The sequence below is a fragment of the Streptomyces sp. NPDC001219 genome, from assembly GCF_053597915.1.
Genome location: NZ_JBSFJF010000021.1, coordinates 68,216 through 87,720, shown reverse-complemented (window position 1 = coordinate 87,720; position 19,505 = coordinate 68,216). Strand labels below are relative to the sequence as shown.

General features: G+C 66.2%; 17 protein-coding genes. All 17 read right to left on the bottom strand.

Features of this window, described 5'->3' with window-relative positions:
* Positions 1–2: 2 nt before the first annotated feature.
* The 17 genes from rpsC to rplJ all read right to left on the bottom strand — a co-directional run bounded on the left by rpsC (position 3) and on the right by rplJ (position 19,436).
* A complete protein-coding gene (gene rpsC / locus ACWC9R_RS16425) occupies positions 3–830 on the bottom strand; it encodes a 30S ribosomal protein S3 (protein WP_450732137.1) in 828 nt (275 codons plus the stop codon).
* A complete protein-coding gene (gene rplV / locus ACWC9R_RS16420) occupies positions 830–1,177 on the bottom strand; it encodes a 50S ribosomal protein L22 (RefSeq protein ID WP_159747089.1) in 348 nt (115 codons plus the stop codon). The genes rpsC and rplV overlap by 1 nt, the downstream gene beginning before the upstream one ends.
* A gap of 44 nt (positions 1,178–1,221) precedes the next feature.
* A complete protein-coding gene (rpsS, locus tag ACWC9R_RS16415) occupies positions 1,222–1,503 on the bottom strand; it encodes a 30S ribosomal protein S19 (protein ID WP_018090899.1) in 282 nt (93 codons plus the stop codon).
* A gap of 12 nt (positions 1,504–1,515) precedes the next feature.
* On the bottom strand, positions 1,516–2,352 hold the full coding sequence (gene rplB / locus ACWC9R_RS16410) for a 50S ribosomal protein L2 (protein ID WP_364880221.1): 837 nt from the start codon (positions 2,350–2,352) through the stop codon (positions 1,516–1,518).
* A gap of 39 nt (positions 2,353–2,391) precedes the next feature.
* The gene (gene rplW / locus ACWC9R_RS16405) at positions 2,392–2,715 is read right to left on the bottom strand and encodes a 50S ribosomal protein L23 (RefSeq protein WP_069567068.1); all 324 of its coding nucleotides are present in this window, start codon (positions 2,713–2,715) and stop codon (positions 2,392–2,394) included.
* On the bottom strand, positions 2,715–3,368 hold the full coding sequence (gene rplD, locus ACWC9R_RS16400; protein ID WP_450732135.1) for a 50S ribosomal protein L4: 654 nt from the start codon (positions 3,366–3,368) through the stop codon (positions 2,715–2,717). The genes rplW and rplD overlap by 1 nt, the downstream gene beginning before the upstream one ends.
* Positions 3,369–3,376: 8 nt before the next feature.
* Positions 3,377–4,021: a 50S ribosomal protein L3 gene (gene rplC, locus ACWC9R_RS16395; RefSeq protein ID WP_450732134.1), complete on the bottom strand. Its 645-nt coding sequence runs from the start codon at positions 4,019–4,021 to the stop codon at positions 3,377–3,379.
* A gap of 14 nt (positions 4,022–4,035) precedes the next feature.
* A complete protein-coding gene (gene rpsJ, locus ACWC9R_RS16390; RefSeq protein WP_003948644.1) occupies positions 4,036–4,344 on the bottom strand; it encodes a 30S ribosomal protein S10 in 309 nt (102 codons plus the stop codon).
* Positions 4,345–4,773: 429 nt separating this feature from the next.
* Positions 4,774–5,967, bottom strand: a complete 1,194-nt coding sequence (gene tuf, locus ACWC9R_RS16385; RefSeq protein WP_367799082.1) for an elongation factor Tu — start codon at positions 5,965–5,967, stop codon at positions 4,774–4,776.
* Positions 5,968–6,122: 155 nt separating this feature from the next.
* Positions 6,123–8,243 carry an elongation factor G gene (fusA, locus tag ACWC9R_RS16380; protein ID WP_450732132.1) on the bottom strand — a complete coding sequence of 707 codons (2,121 nt, stop codon included), beginning with the start codon at positions 8,241–8,243 and terminating at the stop codon, positions 6,123–6,125.
* Between the two features lie 39 nt (positions 8,244–8,282).
* Positions 8,283–8,753 (bottom strand): 30S ribosomal protein S7, encoded by a 471-nt coding sequence (rpsG, locus tag ACWC9R_RS16375; protein ID WP_004571813.1) that lies wholly within the window; start codon positions 8,751–8,753, stop codon positions 8,283–8,285.
* A 2-nt stretch (positions 8,754–8,755) separates the two neighbouring features.
* Positions 8,756–9,127, bottom strand: a complete 372-nt coding sequence (gene rpsL / locus ACWC9R_RS16370; RefSeq protein ID WP_003948652.1) for a 30S ribosomal protein S12 — start codon at positions 9,125–9,127, stop codon at positions 8,756–8,758.
* A gap of 446 nt (positions 9,128–9,573) precedes the next feature.
* Entirely contained in the window at positions 9,574–10,056 is a 483-nt protein-coding gene (locus ACWC9R_RS16365; protein WP_450732196.1) for a DUF1707 and DUF4190 domain-containing protein, read from the bottom strand.
* A gap of 250 nt (positions 10,057–10,306) precedes the next feature.
* Complete coding sequence (locus tag ACWC9R_RS16360) at positions 10,307–14,206, bottom strand: DNA-directed RNA polymerase subunit beta' (protein ID WP_362605923.1); 3,900 nt, start codon at positions 14,204–14,206, stop codon at positions 10,307–10,309.
* A gap of 100 nt (positions 14,207–14,306) precedes the next feature.
* On the bottom strand, positions 14,307–17,789 hold the full coding sequence (rpoB, locus tag ACWC9R_RS16355; RefSeq protein ID WP_362605920.1) for a DNA-directed RNA polymerase subunit beta: 3,483 nt from the start codon (positions 17,787–17,789) through the stop codon (positions 14,307–14,309).
* A gap of 624 nt (positions 17,790–18,413) precedes the next feature.
* Positions 18,414–18,800: a 50S ribosomal protein L7/L12 gene (gene rplL, locus ACWC9R_RS16350; protein WP_018090915.1), complete on the bottom strand. Its 387-nt coding sequence runs from the start codon at positions 18,798–18,800 to the stop codon at positions 18,414–18,416.
* Between the two features lie 84 nt (positions 18,801–18,884).
* The gene (gene rplJ / locus ACWC9R_RS16345; RefSeq protein WP_388198278.1) at positions 18,885–19,436 is read right to left on the bottom strand and encodes a 50S ribosomal protein L10; all 552 of its coding nucleotides are present in this window, start codon (positions 19,434–19,436) and stop codon (positions 18,885–18,887) included.
* Positions 19,437–19,505 lie beyond the last annotated feature (69 nt).

The window sequence follows — 19,505 nt, the reverse complement described above, 5'->3', positions numbered from 1 at the left end:
GGTCAGGCCTCCGTTCCGGGGGTCTCCGCCGGAGCAGCGGCAGCGGCCTCGGCCTTGGGGGCCTCGGCAGCGGCGTTCTGCTGCTGCGGCTTGCGGCCACCACGGCCGCCACGCTCGCCACCGCGGCGCGGGCGGTCGTTGCCGCCACCGCGGGCCGGGCGGTTACCCGCACGGGCGGCAGCGTTCTCGGCACGCACCTCGGCGATGTTCTTGACGTCGCCCTTGTAGATCCAGACCTTCACGCCGATACGGCCGAAGGTGGTCTTGGCCTCGAAGAAGCCGTAGTCGACGTTCGCACGGAGCGTGTGCAGGGGCACACGGCCCTCGCGGTAGAACTCCGAGCGGGACATCTCGGCACCGCCGAGACGGCCACCACACTGGATCTTGATGCCCTTGGCGCCGGCCTTCATCGTCGACTGCATGCTCTTACGCATGGCGCGACGGAAGGAGACGCGGGAGGACAGCTGCTCGGCGACGGCCTGGGCCACCAGCTGAGCGTCCACCTCGGGGTTCTTGACCTCGAGGATGTTCAGCTGGACCTGCTTGCCGGTCAGCTTCTCCAGCTCGCCGCGGATGCGGTCCGCCTCGGCGCCGCGGCGGCCGATGACGATGCCCGGACGAGCGGTGTGGATGTCAACGCGGACGCGCTCACGGGTGCGCTCGATCTCCACCTTGGAGATACCGGCGCGCTCCATGCCCTTCGTCATCATGCGACGAATGGCGACGTCTTCCTTGACGTAGTCCTTGTACAGCTTGTCGGCGTACCAGCGGGACTTGAAGTCCGTCGTGACGCCGAGCCGGAACCCGTGCGGGTTTACCTTCTGGCCCATTACCGGGTTCCTTCCTTGCTGCTGACGACCACGGTGATGTGGCTGGTCCGCTTGCGGATCCGGTAGGCACGGCCCTGAGCACGCGGACGGAACCGCTTCAGGGTCGGGCCCTCGTCGACGAACGCCTCGCTGATAACCAGCGTGGAGGCGTCCGTGTGGTCGTAGTTGTGCGCGGCGTTGGCAATGGCGCTGTCAAGCACCTTGCCCACCGGCACGCTCGCGGCCTGCGGGGCGAAACGCAGGACCGCCTGAGCCTCCGTGGCATCCATGCCACGGATAAGGTCCACCACGCGGCGGGCCTTCATGGGCGTGACGCGGATGTACCGCGCCTGGGCCCTGGCTTCCATGGTTGTCCCTTCGGTGTCAGTCATAGTCTTCGCACTCCGGTCGATCAGCGACGACGCGACTTGCGGTCGTCCTTCTCGTGGCCGCGGAAGGTGCGGGTCGGCGCAAACTCGCCGAGCTTGTGGCCAACCATCGACTCGGTGACGAACACCGGGACGTGCTTGCGGCCGTCATGCACCGCGATCGTGTGACCGAGCATGGCCGGGACGATCATGGAGCGGCGGGACCAGGTCTTGATGACGTTCTTGGTGCCGGCATCGTTCTGAACATCCACCTTCTTGGAAAGGTGGTCGTCGACGAAGGGCCCCTTCTTGAGACTGCGCGGCATCTAAACCCGCTCCTAGCGCTTCTTGTTCGTCTTGCGGCGGCGGACGATGTACTTGTTGCTCGCCTTCTTCGGCGAACGAGTACGACCCTCCTTCTGACCCCACGGCGAGACCGGGTGGCGACCACCGGAGGTCTTGCCCTCACCACCACCGTGCGGGTGGTCGACGGGGTTCATCACGACACCACGCACGGTCGGGCGGACGCCCTTCCAGCGCATGCGGCCGGCCTTACCCCAGTTGATGTTCGACTGCTCGGCGTTGCCGACCTCGCCCACAGTGGCGCGGCAGCGGACGTCGACCAGGCGGATCTCACCGGACGGCATACGAAGGTGAGCCATGCGGCCCTCCTTCGCCAGCAGCTGCACGGAGGCACCGGCCGAGCGGGCGAACTTCGCACCGCCGCCCGGACGCAGCTCGATCGCGTGGATCGTCGTACCCACGGGGATGTGACGCAGCGGCAGGTTGTTGCCCGGCTTGATGTCGGCGCCAGGGCCGTTCTCAATCCGAGCACCCTGGGCCATGCCACGGGGCGCGATGATGTAGCGCTTCTCGCCGTCTGCGTAGTGCAGCAGCGCGATGCGCGCGGTGCGGTTCGGGTCGTACTCGATGTGCGCGACCTTGGCCGGCACGCCGTCCTTGTCGTGACGACGGAAGTCGATCACTCGGTAGGCGCGCTTGTGGCCACCGCCCTGGTGGCGAACGGTCACACGACCGGCGTTGTTACGGCCGCCCTTGCTGTGCAGCGGGCGGACCAGCGACTTCTCCGGCGTGGACCGCGTGATCTCGACAAAGTCGGCGACGCTGGAGCCACGACGGCCCGGGGTCGTCGGCTTGTACTTGCGGATACCCATTTCTCAGTCCTCGTCCGATTCCGGACGACTCGGACTCCGTTAGGAGACCGGGCCGCCGAAGATGTCGATACGGTCGCCCTCGGCGAGGGTCACGATGGCGCGCTTCGTGTCGGCGCGCTTGCCGTAACCGGTGCGGGTGCGCTTGCGCTTGCCCTGCCGGTTGATCGTGTTGACCCCGGTGACCTTGACCGAGAAGACCGCCTCGACGGCCTGCTTGATCTGGGTCTTGTTGCTGCCGGGCGCGACGATGAACGTGTACTTGTTCTCGTCCAGCAGCGCGTAGCTCTTCTCGGAAACCACGGGCTTGACGAGAACGTCGCGCGGGTCCGTGAAGGTCTTGCTGGTGACGACGGCCTCAGTCATCAGGCGTCGCTCCCTTCGGTCTCAGCGTTGGCCTTGGGGCCAGACACGAAGGACTCGAAGGCGGCCTTGGTGAAGACCACGTCGTCGGAGACGAGCACGTCGTACGTGTTCAGCTGGCCCGGCTCCAGGATGTGGACCTGGGGCAGGTTGCGGGCGGACAGCCACGCGGCCTCGTCGCTGCGCTCGGCGACCAGGAGCACGTTCTTGCGCTCGCTGACCTTGCCGAGGAGAGCCTTGGCGGCCTTGGTGGAGATGTCGCCCTCGACCACGCCGGAAACGACGTGGATACGGCTGTTGCGGGCCCGGTCGGTGAGGGCACCGCGCAGGGCGGCGGCCTTCATCTTCTTCGGGGTCCGCTGGCTGTAGTCACGCGGCACGGGGCCGTGGACGATGCCACCGCCGGCGAACTGCGGCGCACGGGTCGAACCCTGACGCGCCCGGCCGGTGCCCTTCTGGCGGTACGGCTTCTTGCCACCGCCGCGGACCTCGCCGCGAGTCTTGGTCTTGTGCGTGCCCTGACGGGCCGCGGCCAGCTGCGCGACAACGACCTGGTGGATCAGCGGAACGCTGACCTTGGCGTCGAAGATCTCCGTGGGGAGCTCGACGCTACCGGCCTTGTCGCCTGCCGGCGAAAGGATGTCAATGGTGCTCATCGGTTACCTCAGGCCCCCTTGGCCGCGGTACGGACCAGGACGAGGCCGCCGTTCGGACCAGGAACTGCGCCCTTGATGAGCAGCAGACCCTTCTCCGCGTCAACGGCATGGACGGTCAGGTTCTGGGTGGTGACCCGCTCATTGCCCATACGGCCGGCCATCCGCATGCCCTTGAACACGCGGCCCGGGGTGGCGCAGCCACCGATGGAGCCAGGCTTACGGTGCACGCGGTGGGCACCGTGGGAGGCCTTGCCGCCATGGAAGCCGTGACGCTTCATGACACCGGCGAAGCCCTTGCCCTTGCTCTTGCCGGTCACGTCCACCTTGACGCCGGACTCGAAGGTCTCAGCGGTCAGCTCCTGGCCGAGGGTGTACTCACCGGCGTCGGTGGTACGGACCTCGACGAGGTGACGACGGGGGGTGACGTCGGCCTTCGCGAAGTGGCCCTTGAGGGGCTTGTTCACCTTGCGCGGGTCGATCTCGCCGAAGGCGATCTGGACGGAGTCGTAGCCGTCCTTGTCATTGGTGCGCACCTGGGTAACGACACAGGGGCCGGCCTTCACCACGGTCACCGGGACGACACGGTTGTTCTCGTCCCAGACCTGGGTCATGCCGAGCTTCTCGCCCAGGATGCCCTTGATCTGCTTAGCCATCTCTTCCGCGCCTCTCAGAGCTTGATCTCGATGTCAACGCCGGCCGGAAGGTCCAGGCGCATCAGCGAGTCAACGGTCTTGGGCGTCGGGTCGAGGATGTCGATCAGGCGCTTGTGCGTGCGCATCTCGAAGTGCTCGCGCGAGTCCTTGTACTTGTGCGGCGACTTGATGACGCAGTACACGTTCTTTTCAGTGGGCAGCGGCACCGGGCCCGCGACCGACGCACCAGTGCGGGTCACCGTCTCGACGATCTTCTTCGCCGAGGAGTCGATGACCTCGTGGTCGTAGGCCTTGAGCCGGATGCGGATCTTCTGTCCCGCCATGGCTACTTCGTAGTCCTGTCTCTCGTAACGCTCTGGGACCCGGTACGTTCCCGTTCTTCTCCGACCCACGCGGTCGGGCGTGTCGCGCCCCTTCCCGTAAATCCCCACAAGGGGAATCCTTCAAGAAGGAGACGGCAGGGGAAGAACACCCACCGGGCGCCTGGCCGAGGCACCCCGCTGAGCTTCCCGGAAGATTCCCGTATTTCCGGCCCTGAGAAGGGACGACGAATACCTGGGACTCGCTTCCAGTCCTCCCGGCGGGAGGCGCGCAGCATCGGCACTCAACCGAGCAACCTGGACAGTGTGCCATACCCGGGACGTCCAAGGCCAATCGGCCCCCAACTGTCAAGGAGCCCCGCCCACCTGATGGTGAGCGGGGCTCCCTGTGAGCTCCGGAGAGCTACGACCGGATCGACCGGATCAGCGAAATTACTTCGTGATCTTGGTGACCTGGCCGGCGCCGACGGTCCGGCCACCCTCACGGATGGCGAACTTCAGGCCCTCTTCCATCGCGACGGGCTGGATGAGCTCAACGGTCATCTCGGTGTTGTCGCCCGGCATGACCATCTCGGTGCCCTCGGGGAGGGTCACGACGCCGGTCACGTCGGTGGTGCGGAAGTAGAACTGCGGGCGGTAGTTGTTGAAGAACGGGGTGTGACGGCCACCCTCGTCCTTCGACAGGATGTACGCCTGGGCCTCGAAGGAGGTGTGCGGCGTGACCGAGCCCGGCTTGATGATGACCTGGCCGCGCTCGACGTCCTCGCGCTTGATGCCACGGAGGAGCAGACCGACGTTCTCACCGGCCTGGCCCTCGTCGAGGAGCTTCCGGAACATCTCGATGCCGGTGACCGTGGTGGTGGTCTTCTCGGTCTTGATGCCGATGATGTCGACGGTCTCGTTGACCTTGAGGACACCACGCTCGATACGACCGGTGACAACGGTGCCACGGCCGGTGATCGTGAAGACGTCCTCGATCGGCATCAGGAACGGCTTGTCGACGTCCCGCTCGGGCTGCGGGATCGACTCGTCGACCGCGGCCATGAGCTTGAGGACGGAGTCGCCCCACTCCTTGTCGCCCTCGAGCGCCTTGAGCGCCGAGACCTTGACGACCGGAACGTCGTCGCCGGGGAACTCGTACTCGGAGAGGAGCTCACGGACCTCGAGCTCGACGAGCTCCAGGATCTCCTCGTCGTCCACCATGTCGGCCTTGTTCAGGGCGACAACGATGTACGGAACGCCGACCTGGCGGGCCAGGAGCACGTGCTCCTTGGTCTGCGGCATCGGGCCGTCGGTGGCGGCGACCACCAGGATGGCGCCGTCCATCTGCGCCGCACCGGTGATCATGTTCTTGATGTAGTCCGCGTGACCCGGGCAGTCGACGTGGGCGTAGTGACGGTTCTCCGTCTGGTACTCGACGTGCGCGATGGAGATCGTGATACCGCGCTGGCGCTCCTCAGGAGCCTTGTCGATCTGGTCGAAGGCCGAGGCCTCGTTCAGCTCCGGGTACGCGTCGTGCAGCACCTTGGTAATGGCGGCCGTGAGGGTCGTCTTACCGTGGTCGATGTGACCGATGGTGCCGATGTTGACGTGCGGCTTAGTCCGCTCGAACTTCGCCTTCGCCACTGGTTCCTCCTGAAGTGGTTCTGTACGCCTTACTCATCGGCGCCAGGTGATCTTTGCTGGGATGCCGGCTGACGGGGCAATCCTCACGGATTGCGGGGATTGCCCCGTCAGACGGTGTCAAGCCTAAAGCGTGTTCCGACTCAGCGGAGACGGGACTACTCGCCCTTGGCCTTCGCGATGATCTCCTCGGCGACGTTCCGGGGAACCTCGGCGTAGGAGTCGAACTGCATCGAGTAGCTTGCGCGACCCGACGTCTTGCTGCGGAGGTCTCCGACGTAGCCGAACATCTCCGAGAGGGGAACCAGGCCCGTGACGAGCTTGGCGCCGCTGCGCTCCTCCATGGACTGGATCTGTCCACGGCGGGAGTTGATGTCGCCGATCACGTCGCCCATGTAGTCCTCGGGCGTGGTGACCTCGACCTTCATCATCGGCTCGAGCAGGGCCGGGGAGGCCTTGCGCGCGGCCTCCTTGAAGGCCATCGAACCGGCGATCTTGAAGGCCATCTCGGAAGAGTCGACCTCGTGGAAGGCACCGTCGAGCAGCGTGACCTTGACGCCGGTCAGCGGGTAGCCGGCGAGAACACCGAACTCCATGGCCTCCTGGCAGCCCGCGTCCACCGACGGGATGTACTCCCGCGGGATACGGCCGCCGGTGACCTTGTTCTCGAACTCGTAACCGTCGCCCTCGAGGGGCGCGATCGCGATCTGCACCTTCGCGAACTGGCCGGAACCACCAGTCTGCTTCTTGTGCGTGTAGTCGAGACGCTCGACCGGCTTGCGCAGGGTCTCGCGGTAGGCGACCTGCGGCTTGCCGACGTTGGCCTCGACCCGGAACTCACGCTTCATACGGTCGACCAGCACGTCGAGGTGCAGCTCGCCCATACCGGCGATGATGGTCTGGCCGGTCTCCTCGTCGGTGTGCACCTGGAACGAGGGGTCCTCTTCGGCCAGACGCTGGATGGCGACACCCAGCTTCTCCTGGTCGCCCTTGGACTTGGGCTCGATGGCGACCTGGATGACCGGGGCCGGGAACTCCATCGACTCCAGGATGACCGGCTTCGACGCGTCGCAGAGGGTCTCACCGGTGGTGGTCTGCTTCAGACCCATGACGGCGACGATGTCACCGGCACCCACCGACTCGATCTCCTCACGCTTGTTCGCGTGCATCCGGTAGATCTTGCCGATGCGCTCCTTCTTGCCCTTCACCGAGTTCTGCACCTGCGAGCCGGCCTCGAGGCGGCCCGAGTACACCCGGATGAAGGTGAGCTTGCCCAGGTGGGGGTCGCTCGCAATCTTGAACGCAAGAGCGGACAGCGGCTCGTCCTCGGACGGCTTGCGCTTGATGACCTCTTCCGGGTCGCTGACCGCGTGGCCCTCGATGGCCTCGACGTCCAGCGGGGAGGGGAGGTAGCGCACGACCGCGTCGAGCAGGGGCTGCACGCCCTTGTTCTTGAACGCGGTACCGCAGAACACCGGAGTGACGGTGGTGTTCTCGGCCTTGCCCGACGCGATGGTGATCCGGCGGATCGCCGCGTAGAGCTGCTCCACGGTGGGCTCCTGGCCCTCCAGGTACAGCTCCATGATCTCTTCGTCGTTCTCGGCCACGGCCTCGAGGAGCTTGCCGCGCCACTCGTCGGCGGCCTCGATGTGCGTGTCCGGGATGTCGACGGTGTCGTACATCTCGCCCTTGGCGGCCTCGGCCGACCAGACCAGGGCCTTCATGGTGACGAGGTCGACGACGCCCTTGAAGTCCGCCTCGGTGCCGATCGGCAGCTGCATCACGATCGGGGTCGCGCCCAGGCGGTCCACGATCATGTCGACGCAGCGGTGGAACTCGGCGCCCGTGCGGTCGAGCTTGTTGACGAAGCAGATACGCGGAACGCCGTAGCGGTCCGCCTGACGCCAGACGGTCTCGGACTGGGGCTCGACACCGGCAACGCCGTCGAACACCGTCACCGCACCGTCCAGGACGCGCAGCGAGCGCTCCACCTCGACCGTGAAGTCGACGTGGCCCGGGGTGTCGATGATGTTGATGGTGTTGTCGACGTCTTCCAGCGGCCAGTGGCAGGTCGTCGCGGCAGACGTGATGGTGATGCCGCGCTCCTGCTCCTGCTCCATCCAGTCCATCGTGGCAGCGCCGTCGTGGACTTCACCGATCTTGTAAGAGACACCGGTGTAGAACAGGATCCGCTCGGTGGTGGTCGTCTTGCCCGCGTCGATGTGGGCCATGATCCCGATGTTGCGGACCTTGGCCAGGTCAAGCGAAGTGGTGGCCATAGTGGCTCAATCTTCTCTCGGTCTCGATGTGGGTTGCGACTACCAGCGGTAGTGCGCGAAGGCCTTGTTGGACTCGGCCATCTTGTGCGTGTCCTCACGCTTCTTGACCGAAGCGCCGAGGCCGTTGGAGGCGTCGAGCAGTTCGTTCATGAGGCGCTCGGTCATGGTCTTCTCGCGGCGGGCGCGGGAGTAGCCCACGAGCCAGCGGAGCGAGAGGGTGGCGGCGCGGCCGGGCTTGACCTCGACCGGGACCTGGTAGGTCGCGCCACCGACACGGCGGGACTTGACCTCAAGGGTCGGCTTGATGTTCTCGAGCGCGCGCTTGAGCGTGATGACCGGGTCGTTGCCGGTCTTCTCGCGCAGACCCTCCATGGCGCCGTAAACGATGCGCTCGGCGGTGGAGCGCTTTCCGTTCAGCAGCACCTTGTTGATGAGGGAGGTCACCAGAGGAGAACCGTAGACCGGGTCGATGATGACCGGGCGCTTCGGGGCGGGGCCCTTACGAGGCATTCTTACTTCTCCTTCTTGGCGCCGTAGCGGCTGCGAGCCTGCTTGCGGTTCTTGACGCCCTGCGTGTCGAGGGAGCCGCGGATGATCTTGTACCGAACACCCGGCAGGTCCTTCACACGACCACCACGCACGAGCACGATCGAGTGCTCCTGCAGGTTGTGGCCCTCACCCGGAATGTAAGCGGTGACCTCGATCCCGCTGGTCAGACGCACACGCGCGACCTTACGCAGGGCCGAGTTCGGCTTCTTCGGGGTGGTCGTGAAAACACGCGTGCAGACGCCACGGCGCTGGGGGGAACCCTCGAGCGCGGGCGTCTTGTTCTTCTCGACCTTGTCCTGCCGGCCCTTGCGGACCAGCTGCTGGATCGTAGGCACCGTTTCTCCGGTTTCTGTGTGCCAGTCTCGGTAAAGCTAACCTGGAACATTCCCCGACCCACGCGGTCGGGTGTGTCGAATACTGCAGTCCGGTCCCTCGCTGGAACGAGTGAGGCGGCAGATTGCGGTGTCAAAACCCGGCTTCCGTGCTGGTCGCACTCCGACCGCAGTCCCCTCGGGGCCTCACGGCCCGGCAGGCACTCCAGTGGGAGATTGCGCGCACGGCAGCCCAGGGACACCCCAGGCACAAGGTCAGAGCGTACCTACCGCATGGGCTGCGGTCAAAACAAATGCACACGCGAAGGACACGCCGGACTCCACACGGCGATGCGGTCACGGTAGTGCGATCCACGGCCTTACGGAAGAAGGCGCCACGTCCCGGTGCCGGCCCTCCCCCGGCGGCACCGGGGACCACCGGCCGGCCGCCGGCCGCACACCAGAAGGTCCTAGAGGTTGACCGCGGCGGAGAGGATGAACACCAGCAGGAACAGCGCCCAGCCGCCGATCGCCAACCAGCCCAGGATCAGCCCCGTCAGCGCCTGGCCGTCACCGCGCTCCCCGGACCGGCGGATCTCGGTCCGCGCCTTGTGTCCCAGGATCACCGCCGGAATCGCCGTCAGGCCCCACGTCACCGGTGTCATGATCCCGCAGACCAGCGCGCCCGTCGCCGAGCTGTTCGTCGTCACCGGCACCGGCATCTGCATCGGCATGAAGGTGGCCGGCACCATCGGCCGCTGCGGCACGAACTGCGCCTGCGGCACCGGTCCCTGCGGCAGATCCGCGACCAGCATCTGCAGTTCGCTGTGCGTCTGCGCCTTGTAGGCCCGCCCGAGCCGCTGCTCGTACTCCGGTTGTTGCAGCCGCCCCTCGGCGAATCCCGCCTTGAGCACATCGACCGCCCGCTCGCGATCGGCGTGCGAGGCACGCATGGCAGGCACCTGATGCGACGGCTGAGCCGGCTGACCGCCCTGCCACGGCTGGAATGCCACTTCGCGACCCTCCCCCCCCCCCGCTCGACAGTTCCCCCATCTTCTCATCACAGACGCAGCAATGGGAGGACAAGTTCCCCCGCGCGGCCCATTACCTGACGGGACCGCGCCACACAGGTGCCGCGGCAACACGCCGCAGGGCGGCCACCCCTGAGGGGTGACCGCCCTGTCGCTGTCGTACGGACCAGGATTACTGGTTGTACGGACCGTAGTCGTAGTCCTCCAGCGGGACCGCCTGGCCGGAGCCGGTGCCGAAGGGCGAGTAGTCGATGTCGTCGTAACCGACGGCCGAGTACATCGCGGCCTTCGCCTCCTCGGTGGGCTCGACCCGGATGTTGCGGTAACGGGACAGGCCCGTACCGGCCGGGATGAGCTTACCGATGATGACGTTCTCCTTGAGGCCGATCAGGGAGTCCGACTTGGCGTTGATCGCCGCGTCGGTCAGGACCCTGGTCGTCTCCTGGAAGGACGCCGCCGACAGCCACGACTCGGTGGCCAGCGAGGCCTTGGTGATACCCATCAGCTGCGGACGGCCGGAGGCCGGGTGGCCACCCTCCGCCACGACCCGACGGTTCTCACCCTCGAACTTCGTGCGCTCCACCAGCTCGCCCGGCAGCAGCTCCGCGTCGCCGGACTCGATGATCGTCACACGGCGCAGCATCTGCCGGATGATGATCTCGATGTGCTTGTCGTGGATCGCCACGCCCTGGCTGTTGTAGACCTTCTGGACCTCGCCGACCAGGTGGACCTGGACGGCACGCTGGCCGAGAATCCGCAGCACGTCGTGCGGGTTGACGGCACCCACGGTCAGCGGCTGGCCGACCGTGACGTGGTCGCCCTCGCCCACCAGGAGACGGGCACGCTTGGAGACGCCGTAGGCGGTCTCGTCGCTGCCGTCGTCCGGGGTGACGACGAGCTTCTTGGTCTTCTCGGTCTCCTCGATACGGACGCGGCCGGCCGCCTCCGAGATCGGGGCGACACCCTTGGGCGTACGGGCCTCGAAGAGCTCGACGACACGCGGCAGACCCAGGGTGATGTCGTCACCGGCCACACCACCGGTGTGGAAGGTACGCATCGTCAGCTGGGTGCCGGGCTCACCGATGGACTGGGCGGCGATGATGCCGACCGCCTCACCGATGTCGACCAGCTTGCCGGTGGCCAGCGAACGGCCGTAGCAGAAGGCACAGGTGCCGACCGCGGACTCACAGGTCAGGACCGAGCGGGTCTTGACCTCCTCGACGCCCGCGTTGACCAGCGCGTCGATGAGCACGTCACCGAGGTCGACGTTCGCCGGGGCGACGACCTTGCCGTCGACGACGACGTCCTCGGCGAGCATCCGGGCGTAGACGCTGGACTCCACGTCGTCCGCCTTGCGCAGGACACCGGCGGCGTCCTTCGAGGCGATCCGCAGCTTGAGGCCGCGCTCGGTGCCGCAGTCCTCCTCGCGAATGATGACGTCCTGGGAGACGTCGACCAGACGACGGGTGAGGTAACCGGAGTCGGCGGTACGCAGGGCGGTGTCCGCCAGACCCTTACGGGCACCGTGGGTGGAGATGAAGTACTCCAGCACGGACAGACCCTCGCGGAACGACGCCTTGATCGGACGCGGGATGGTCTCGTTCTTGGCGTTCGACACCAGACCACGCATACCGGCGATCTGCCGCATCTGCATCATGTTTCCTCGGGCACCCGAGTCAACCATCATGAAGATGGGGTTCGTCTTGGGGAAGTTCTCATTCATCGCCTCGGAGACCTCGTTGGTCGCCTTGGTCCAGATGTTGATGAGTTCCTGCGTGCGCTCGTCCTTGGTGATCAGACCGCGCTCGTACTGCTTCTGGACCTTCTCGTCCTGGGCCTCGTAGCCCGCGACGATGGCCTTCTTGGCCTCCGGCACGACGATGTCCGAGACGGCGACGGTGACGCCGGAACGGGTCGCCCAGTGGAAGCCGGCCGCCTTCAGGTTGTCGAGCGTCGCCGCCACGATGACCTTGGGGTAGCGCTCGGCCAGGTCGTTGACGATCGCGGAGAGCTGCTTCTTGCCCACCGAGTAGTCGACGAACGGGTAGTCCTCGGGCAGCAGCTCGTTGAAGAGCGCACGGCCCAGGGTCGTCCGCAGCCGGAAGCTGTCGCCCTGCTGCCACTCGGGCTCGCCCTCCTCCGGAACCGGCGGGGTCCAGCCACGGGGCGGGACGGTGCCGATCGGGAAGCGGATGTCGACCTTCGCCTGGAGCGAGAGCTCCTTGGCGTCGAACGCCATGATCGCCTCGGCGGTCGAGCCGAACGCCCGGCCCTCACCGATGACCTTGCGCTCCTCCTCATCCGTGGTGAGGAAGAAGAGGCCGAGCACCATGTCCTGGGTCGGCATGGTGACCGGACGGCCGTCGGCCGGCTTGAGGATGTTGTTCGAGGACAGCATCAGGATGCGGGCCTCGGCCTGGGCCTCCGCGGACAGCGGGAGGTGGACGGCCATCTGGTCACCGTCGAAGTCCGCGTTGAACGCGGTGCAGACGAGCGGGTGAATCTGAATGGCCTTGCCTTCGACCAGCTGCGGCTCGAAGGCCTGGATGCCCAGACGGTGCAGCGTGGGCGCACGGTTCAGCAGCACCGGGTGCTCGGCGATGACCTCTTCGAGCACGTCGTAGACGACCGTGCGGCCGCGCTCGACCATGCGCTTGGCGCTCTTGATGTTCTGCGCGTGGTTGAGGTCCACCAGGCGCTTCATCACGAACGGCTTGAAGAGCTCCAGCGCCATGGCCTTGGGCAGACCACACTGGTGCAGCTTCAGCTGCGGGCCGACGACGATGACGGAACGCGCCGAGTAGTCGACTCGCTTACCGAGCAGGTTCTGACGGAACCGGCCCTGCTTACCCTTCAGCATGTCGCTGAGGGACTTCAGCGGGCGGTTACCGGGACCGGTGACCGGGCGACCGCGACGACCGTTGTCGAAGAGGGCGTCCACGGCCTCCTGGAGCATGCGCTTCTCGTTGTTCACGATGATCTCGGGCGCACCGAGGTCGAGAAGCCGCTTCAGGCGGTTGTTGCGGTTGATCACACGGCGGTACAGGTCGTTCAGGTCGGAGGTCGCGAAGCGGCCACCGTCCAGCTGCACCATCGGACGCAGGTCCGGCGGGATCACCGGGATGCAGTCCAGCACCATGCCCTTGGGGCTGTTGCGGGTCTGCAGGAAGGCGGAGACGACCTTGAGGCGCTTGAGCGCACGGGTCTTCTTCTGGCCCTTGCCGGTACGGATGATCTCGCGGAGGCGCTCGGCCTCCTCGTCGAGGTCGAAGGTCTCCAGGCGCTTCTGCAGGGCAGCGGCACCCATGGAGCCGTCGAAGTACGTGCCGAAGCGGTCCCGCAGCTCGCGGTAGAGCAGCTCGTCGCCCTCGAGGTCCTGGACCTTGAGGTTCTTGAAGCGGTTCCAGACCTCGTCGAGACGGTCGATCTCGCGCTGCGCACGGTCGCGCAGCTGCTTCATCTCGCGCTCGGCACCCTCACGCACCTTGCGGCGGACGTCCGCCTTGGCGCCCTCGGCCTCCAGCTCGGCCAGGTCGGTCTCGAGCTTCTTGGCGCGGGCCTCCAGGTCGGAGTCGCGGCGCTGCTCGATCTGCTGACGCTCGACGGAGACGTGCGCCTCCAGCGAGGGCAGGTCGCGCGTACGGCGCTCCTCGTCCACCCACGTGATCATGTAGGCGGCGAAGTAGATGACCTTCTCGAGGTCCTTGGGCGCGAGGTCCAGCAGGTAGCCCAGCCGGCTCGGCACGCCCTTGAAGTACCAGATGTGGGTCACGGGAGCGGCAAGCTCGATGTGGCCCATCCGCTCACGGCGCACCTTGGCGCGAGTGACCTCGACGCCGCAGCGCTCGCAGATGATGCCCTTGAAGCGGACGCGCTTGTACTTACCGCAGTAGCACTCCCAGTCCCGGGTCGGACCGAAGATCTTCTCGCAGAAGAGTCCGTCCTTTTCGGGCTTGAGCGTGCGGTAGTTGATGGTCTCGGGCTTCTTGACCTCGCCGTGGCTCCACTGACGGATGTCGTCAGCGGTGGCCAGACCGATCCGGAGCTCATCGAAGAAGTTGACGTCGAGCACTATGCGTCAATCCCTCTCAGGGTTGTAAGTCTTGGGGTCTGAAACGGGGGTCCTGGGGCCGGCCGGGGGAGCCATCACTGGCTCCCCGGCCGGACTCCCGTCAGACCTCTTCGACGCTGCTCGGCTCGCGCCGGGACAGGTCGATGCCGAGCTCCTCCGCTGCGCGGAAGACGTCCTCGTCGGTGTCGCGCATCTCGATGGACATGCCGTCCGAGGACAGCACCTCCACGTTGAGGCACAGGGACTGCATTTCCTTGATGAGCACCTTGAAGGACTCGGGAATGCCGGGCTCGGGGATGTTCTCGCCCTTGACGATGGCCTCGTAGACCTTCACGCGGCCGGTCACGTCGTCGGACTTGATCGTCAGCAGCTCCTGGAGGGCGTATGCGGCGCCGTAAGCCTCCAGCGCCCACACCTCCATCTCACCGAACCGCTGGCCACCGAACTGAGCCTTACCACCCAGCGGCTGCTGGGTGATCATCGAGTACGGACCGGTCGAGCGCGCGTGCAGCTTGTCGTCGACCAGGTGGTGCAGCTTGAGGATGTACATGTACCCGACCGAGATCGGGTCCGGGAACGGCTCACCGGAGCGGCCGTCGAAGAGCTGCGCCTTGCCGGAGCCCTTGACCATCCGCTCGCCGTCGCGGTTGGGGAGCGTCGAGTCGAAGAGACCCGCCAGCTCGTCCTCGCGCGCGCCGTCGAAGACCGGGGTGGCGACGTTGGTGCGCGGCGCGACGTCGTCGGCGCCGATCGCCTGCAGCCGGCGCTGCCAGTCCTCGCCGCCCTCGACCTTCCAGCCCTGGCTGGCGAGCCAGCCGAGGTGGATCTCCAGGACCTGTCCCGGGTTCATTCGGGACGGGACACCCAGCGGGTTGAGGATGATGTCGACCGGGGTGCCGTCCTCCAGGAACGGCATGTCCTCGACCGGCAGGATCTTCGAGATGACGCCCTTGTTGCCGTGACGGCCGGCGAGCTTGTCACCGTCGGTGATCTTGCGCTTCTGCGCGACGTAGACGCGGACCAGCTGGTTCACGCCCGGGGGCAGCTCGTCGCCCTCTTCACGGTCGAAGACGCGGACGCCGATGACCTTGCCGATCTCACCGTGCGGCACCTTCAGCGAGGTGTCACGGACCTCGCGCGCCTTCTCACCGAAGATCGCGCGGAGCAGGCGCTCCTCGGGGGTCAGCTCGGTCTCACCCTTGGGCGTGACCTTGCCGACGAGGATGTCGCCGGCGACGACCTCGGCACCGATACGGATGATGCCGCGCTCGTCGAGGTCGGAGAGGACCTCCTCGGAGACGTTCGGGATGTCCCGGGTGATCTCCTCGGGGCCCAGCTTGGTGTCACGGGCGTCGACCTCGTGCTCCTCGATGTGGATCGAGGAGAGGACGTCGTCCTGCACGAGGCGCTGCGACAGGATGATCGCGTCCTCGTAGTTGTGGCCCTCCCACGGCATGAACGCCACGAGCAGGTTCTTGCCGAGCGCCATCTCGCCCTCGTCCGTGGACGGACCGTCGGCGAGGACCTGGCCCTCGATGACCCGCGCGCCCTCGTCCACGACGACCTTCTGGTTGAAGGAGGTGCCCTGGTTGGAGCGGGTGAACTTGGCGACGCGGTACGTGGTGTACGTGCCGTCGTCGTTGGCGACGGTGATGTAGTCCGCGGAGACCTCCTGGACCACACCGTCCTTCTCGGCCTTGATGACGTCGCCGGCGTCGACCGCGCAGCGGTACTCCATGCCGGTGCCGACCAGCGGCGACTCCGCCTTGATCAGCGGAACGGCCTGGCGCATCATGTTCGATCCCATGAGCGCGCGGTTGGCGTCGTCGTGCTCGAGGAACGGGATCATGGCGGTCGCGGCCGACACCATCTGGCGCGGCGAGACGTCCATGAAGTCCACCTCGTCGGCGGGGACGAGGTCGACCTCGCCGCCACGACGGCGGACCAGCACACGCTGCTCGGAGAAGCGCATGTCGTCGGAGAGCTTCGCGTTCGCCTGGGCGATCAGGAAGCGGTCCTCCTCGTCAGCGGTGAGGTAGTCCACCTCCTCCGTGACCTGGCCGTCGACGACCTTGCGGTAGGGCGTCTCGATGAAGCCGAAGACGTTGACCCGGCCGTAGGAGGCCAGCGAGCCGATCAGACCGATGTTGGGACCTTCAGGGGTCTCAATCGGGCACATACGGCCGTAGTGCGAGGGGTGCACGTCACGGACGTCCAGGCCGGCCCGCTCACGGGACAGACCACCCGGGCCCAGCGCCGACAGACGGCGCTTGTGGGTCAGACCCGACAGCGGGTTGGTCTGGTCCATGAACTGGGACAGCTGGCTGGTGCCGAAGAACTCCTTGATGGAGGCGACGACCGGCCGGATGTTGATCAGGGTCTGCGGCGTGATCGCCTCGACGTCCTGGGTGGTCATGCGCTCACGCACGACGCGCTCCATACGGGCGAGACCCGTACGGACCTGGTTCTGGATGAGCTCGCCGACGTTGCGCAGACGACGGTTGCCGAAGTGGTCGATGTCGTCGGTCTCGACAACGATGGAGTTGCCGTTCTCGCCGATCGTCTCGGTCTCGCCCGCGTGCAGCTTGACCAGGTACTTGATCGTCGCGATGACGTCATCGGTGGTCAGCACGCCGGCGTCGAGCGGCTCGTCGCCGCCGAGCTTCTTGTTGACCTTGTAGCGGCCGACCTTCGCGAGGTCGTAGCGCTTGGGGTTGAAGTACAGGTTCTCCAGCAGCGTCTGCGCGGCCTCGCGCGTCGGCGGCTCGCCCGGACGCAGCTTGCGGTAGATGTCGAGCAGCGCGTCGTCCTGGCCCTGGGTGTGGTCCTTCTCCAGGGTGGCGCGCATCGACTCGTACTCGCCGAACTCCTCGAGGATCTGCTCGGTGGTCCACCCGAGCGCCTTGAGCAGGACGGTCACGGACTGCTTGCGCTTGCGGTCGATGCGGACACCGACCATGTCGCGCTTGTCGATCTCCATCTCCAGCCAGGCACCCCGGGACGGGATGATCTTGGCGGAGAAGATGTCCTTGTCGGACGTCTTGTCGATGGAGCTGTCGAAGTACACGCCCGGCGAGCGCACCAGCTGCGAGACGACGACACGCTCGGTGCCGTTGATGCAGAAGGTGCCCTTGTTCGTCATGAGCGGGAAGTCGCCCATGAAGACCGTCTGGGACTTGATCTCGCCGGTCTCGTTGTTCGTGAACTCAGCGGTGACGAAGAGCGGAGCCGCGTACGTGAAGTCGCGCTCCTTGCACTCGTCGATGGAGTTCTTCGGGGGCTCGAAGCGGTGGTCGCGGAACGTCAGCGACATCGACCCGGAGAAGTCCTCGATCGGGGAGATCTCTTCGAAGATCTCTTCCAGACCGGACTTGGTGGGGACTTCCTGCCCACTCTCCAGCGCAGCCTCGACGCGACCCTTCCATGCGGCATTGCCGAGCAGCCAGTCGAAGCTTTCGGTCTGCAGCGCAAGGAGGTTAGGAACCCCGAGGGGCTCCTTGATCTTCGCAAAAGAGATGCGCAGCGGGGCGGTGCTGTCGCCGTTGTTCGTATTGGCAGTCGAGGCGTTGCGCGAGGCGGCCAAGAGGGGGTCCTTCCGAGGGCTCGGACTCACTACGCGCGTACCGGTCCCGAATCGAGCAGACTGAGGGAAAGCCCAGATCAGGGCAGATCATTCAGCTTTGCTCGGGCTCGGGTATGCCCCTGGTGACGGGCAGGGAGCAGCTAACAGGCAGCGCAAAGGGTCAGTGTAGCCACTTGGCACACTGATGTCCAGAGCGAGTTTCCGGAGACCGGTTCAGCACCGTGATACCGATCTTCTCCCTCCGGGAGGTCACGCCCTCCGCACCGGAGGAAGTCCTCGTTGTTTGTTCTTCTCAATGCCATGCGCCTGCCGAAAGCCCTGCGCCAGTGGCGCACACCGATGCTTCCCTCTTCGTCCGCGATCCATGCCTCGAACCCTGGATCGCTTCTGCGTCGCGTCCCGAGAATTGCGCGCCGCGTCCGGTTCGTCAAGGCCCCCCACCTCAGGGAGATCGTCACATGGGGGCACGTCCGGGCAACGAAGATCACCATACTCGCACTCAGGCGCGAGGCAATGCAGCCGTGGCGAGCACGCCGAAGGGCGACCACCCGCATGGGTGATCGCCCTTGGCTGCTGTCCGGCGCGCCAGCGGCGCTGTGGACGTGAGTCAGAGACTCAGTGGGGTCACTTGACCTCGACGGAGGCGCCGGCGCCCTTGAGGGACTCGGCGGCCTTCTCGGCGGCGTCCTTGGCGACCTTCTCGAGGACGGGCTTCGGGGTGCCGTCGACGAGGTCCTTGGCCTCCTTCAGGCCCAGGGAGGTCAGCTCACGCACGACCTTGATGACCTGGATCTTCTTGTCGCCCGCACCGGTGAGGATGACGTCGAACTCGTCCTGCTCCTCGGCCTCGGCGGCGGCCGGGGCGCCCGGGGCACCGGCGGCGGCAACGGCGACCGGGGCGGCAGCCTCGACGTCGAACTTCTCCTCGAAGAGCTTCACGAACTCGGAGAGCTCGATGAGGGTCATCTCCTCGAACTGCGCGAGCAGGTCTTCCTGGCTGAGCTTCGCCATGGTGGCGGTCCTTCCACTAATTCGGCTGGTGCCGGATGTACATGTCTGGCGGGCGTACTACGGGCCCGCTGGGCGTCCGAGTGATTACTCGGCAGCCTCGGCGGGAGCCGGCGTACCGGCACCGCCCTGCTCGACCTTGCTGCGAAGCGCGTCCGCGGTGCGGGCGAACTTCGTGAGGGGGGCCTGGAAGGTCGCCGCGGCCTTGGCCATGGACGCCTTCATGCCACCCGCCAGCTTGGCGAGCAGAACCTCACGGGACTCGAGGTCCGCAAGCTTCTTGATCTCGTCGGCGGACAGCGCCTTGCCGTCAAGGACACCGCCCTTGATGACGAGAGAGGGGTTTTCCTTGGCGAAGTCACGCAGACCCTTCGCCGCCGTGACCGGGTCACCGGTCACGAAAGCAACAGCGGTCGAGCCCTTGAGGTGCTCGTCCAGCTGAATCCCGGCCTCCTGGGCCGCGATCTTGGTCAGCGTGTTCTTCACCACACGGTACTGAGCGTTCTCGCCGAGAGAACGACGCAGCTCCTTGAGCTGCGCCACAGTCAGTCCGGTGTAAGAAGTCACAACAGCTGCGTTGGAGTCACGGAGCTTAGAAGTGATCTCCTCAACGGCTGCGATCTTGTCAGACGTCGCCATGAGCCTCGGCCTCCTTCCGGGTGATGAGGACCGCGCAGAAGGGGCTGGGCAAAACAAACGCCCCGGCGC

Excerpts from the sequence above, each read along its gene's own strand:
- rpsJ (WP_003948644.1), bottom strand. The coding sequence starts at position 4,344 with ATGGCGGGACAGAAGATCCGCATCCGGCTCAAGGCCTACGACCACGAG.
- rpsG (WP_004571813.1), bottom strand. The coding sequence starts at position 8,753 with ATGCCTCGTAAGGGCCCCGCCCCGAAGCGCCCGGTCATCATCGACCCG.
- rplB (WP_364880221.1), bottom strand. The coding sequence starts at position 2,352 with ATGGGTATCCGCAAGTACAAGCCGACGACCCCGGGCCGTCGTGGCTCC.
- rpsS (WP_018090899.1), bottom strand. The coding sequence starts at position 1,503 with ATGCCGCGCAGTCTCAAGAAGGGGCCCTTCGTCGACGACCACCTTTCC.
- rplW (WP_069567068.1), bottom strand. The coding sequence starts at position 2,715 with ATGACTGAGGCCGTCGTCACCAGCAAGACCTTCACGGACCCGCGCGAC.
- fusA (WP_450732132.1), bottom strand. The coding sequence starts at position 8,243 with ATGGCCACCACTTCGCTTGACCTGGCCAAGGTCCGCAACATCGGGATC.
- rplD (WP_450732135.1), bottom strand. The coding sequence starts at position 3,368 with ATGAGCACCATTGACATCCTTTCGCCGGCAGGCGACAAGGCCGGTAGC.
- rplL (WP_018090915.1), bottom strand. The coding sequence starts at position 18,800 with ATGGCGAAGCTCAGCCAGGAAGACCTGCTCGCGCAGTTCGAGGAGATG.
- ACWC9R_RS16365 (WP_450732196.1), bottom strand. The coding sequence starts at position 10,056 with ATGCGTGCCTCGCACGCCGATCGCGAGCGGGCGGTCGATGTGCTCAAG.
- rplC (WP_450732134.1), bottom strand. The coding sequence starts at position 4,021 with ATGGCTAAGCAGATCAAGGGCATCCTGGGCGAGAAGCTCGGCATGACC.
- rplJ (WP_388198278.1), bottom strand. The coding sequence starts at position 19,436 with ATGGCGACGTCTGACAAGATCGCAGCCGTTGAGGAGATCACTTCTAAG.
- rpsC (WP_450732137.1), bottom strand. The coding sequence starts at position 830 with ATGGGCCAGAAGGTAAACCCGCACGGGTTCCGGCTCGGCGTCACGACG.
- rplV (WP_159747089.1), bottom strand. The coding sequence starts at position 1,177 with ATGGAAGCCAGGGCCCAGGCGCGGTACATCCGCGTCACGCCCATGAAG.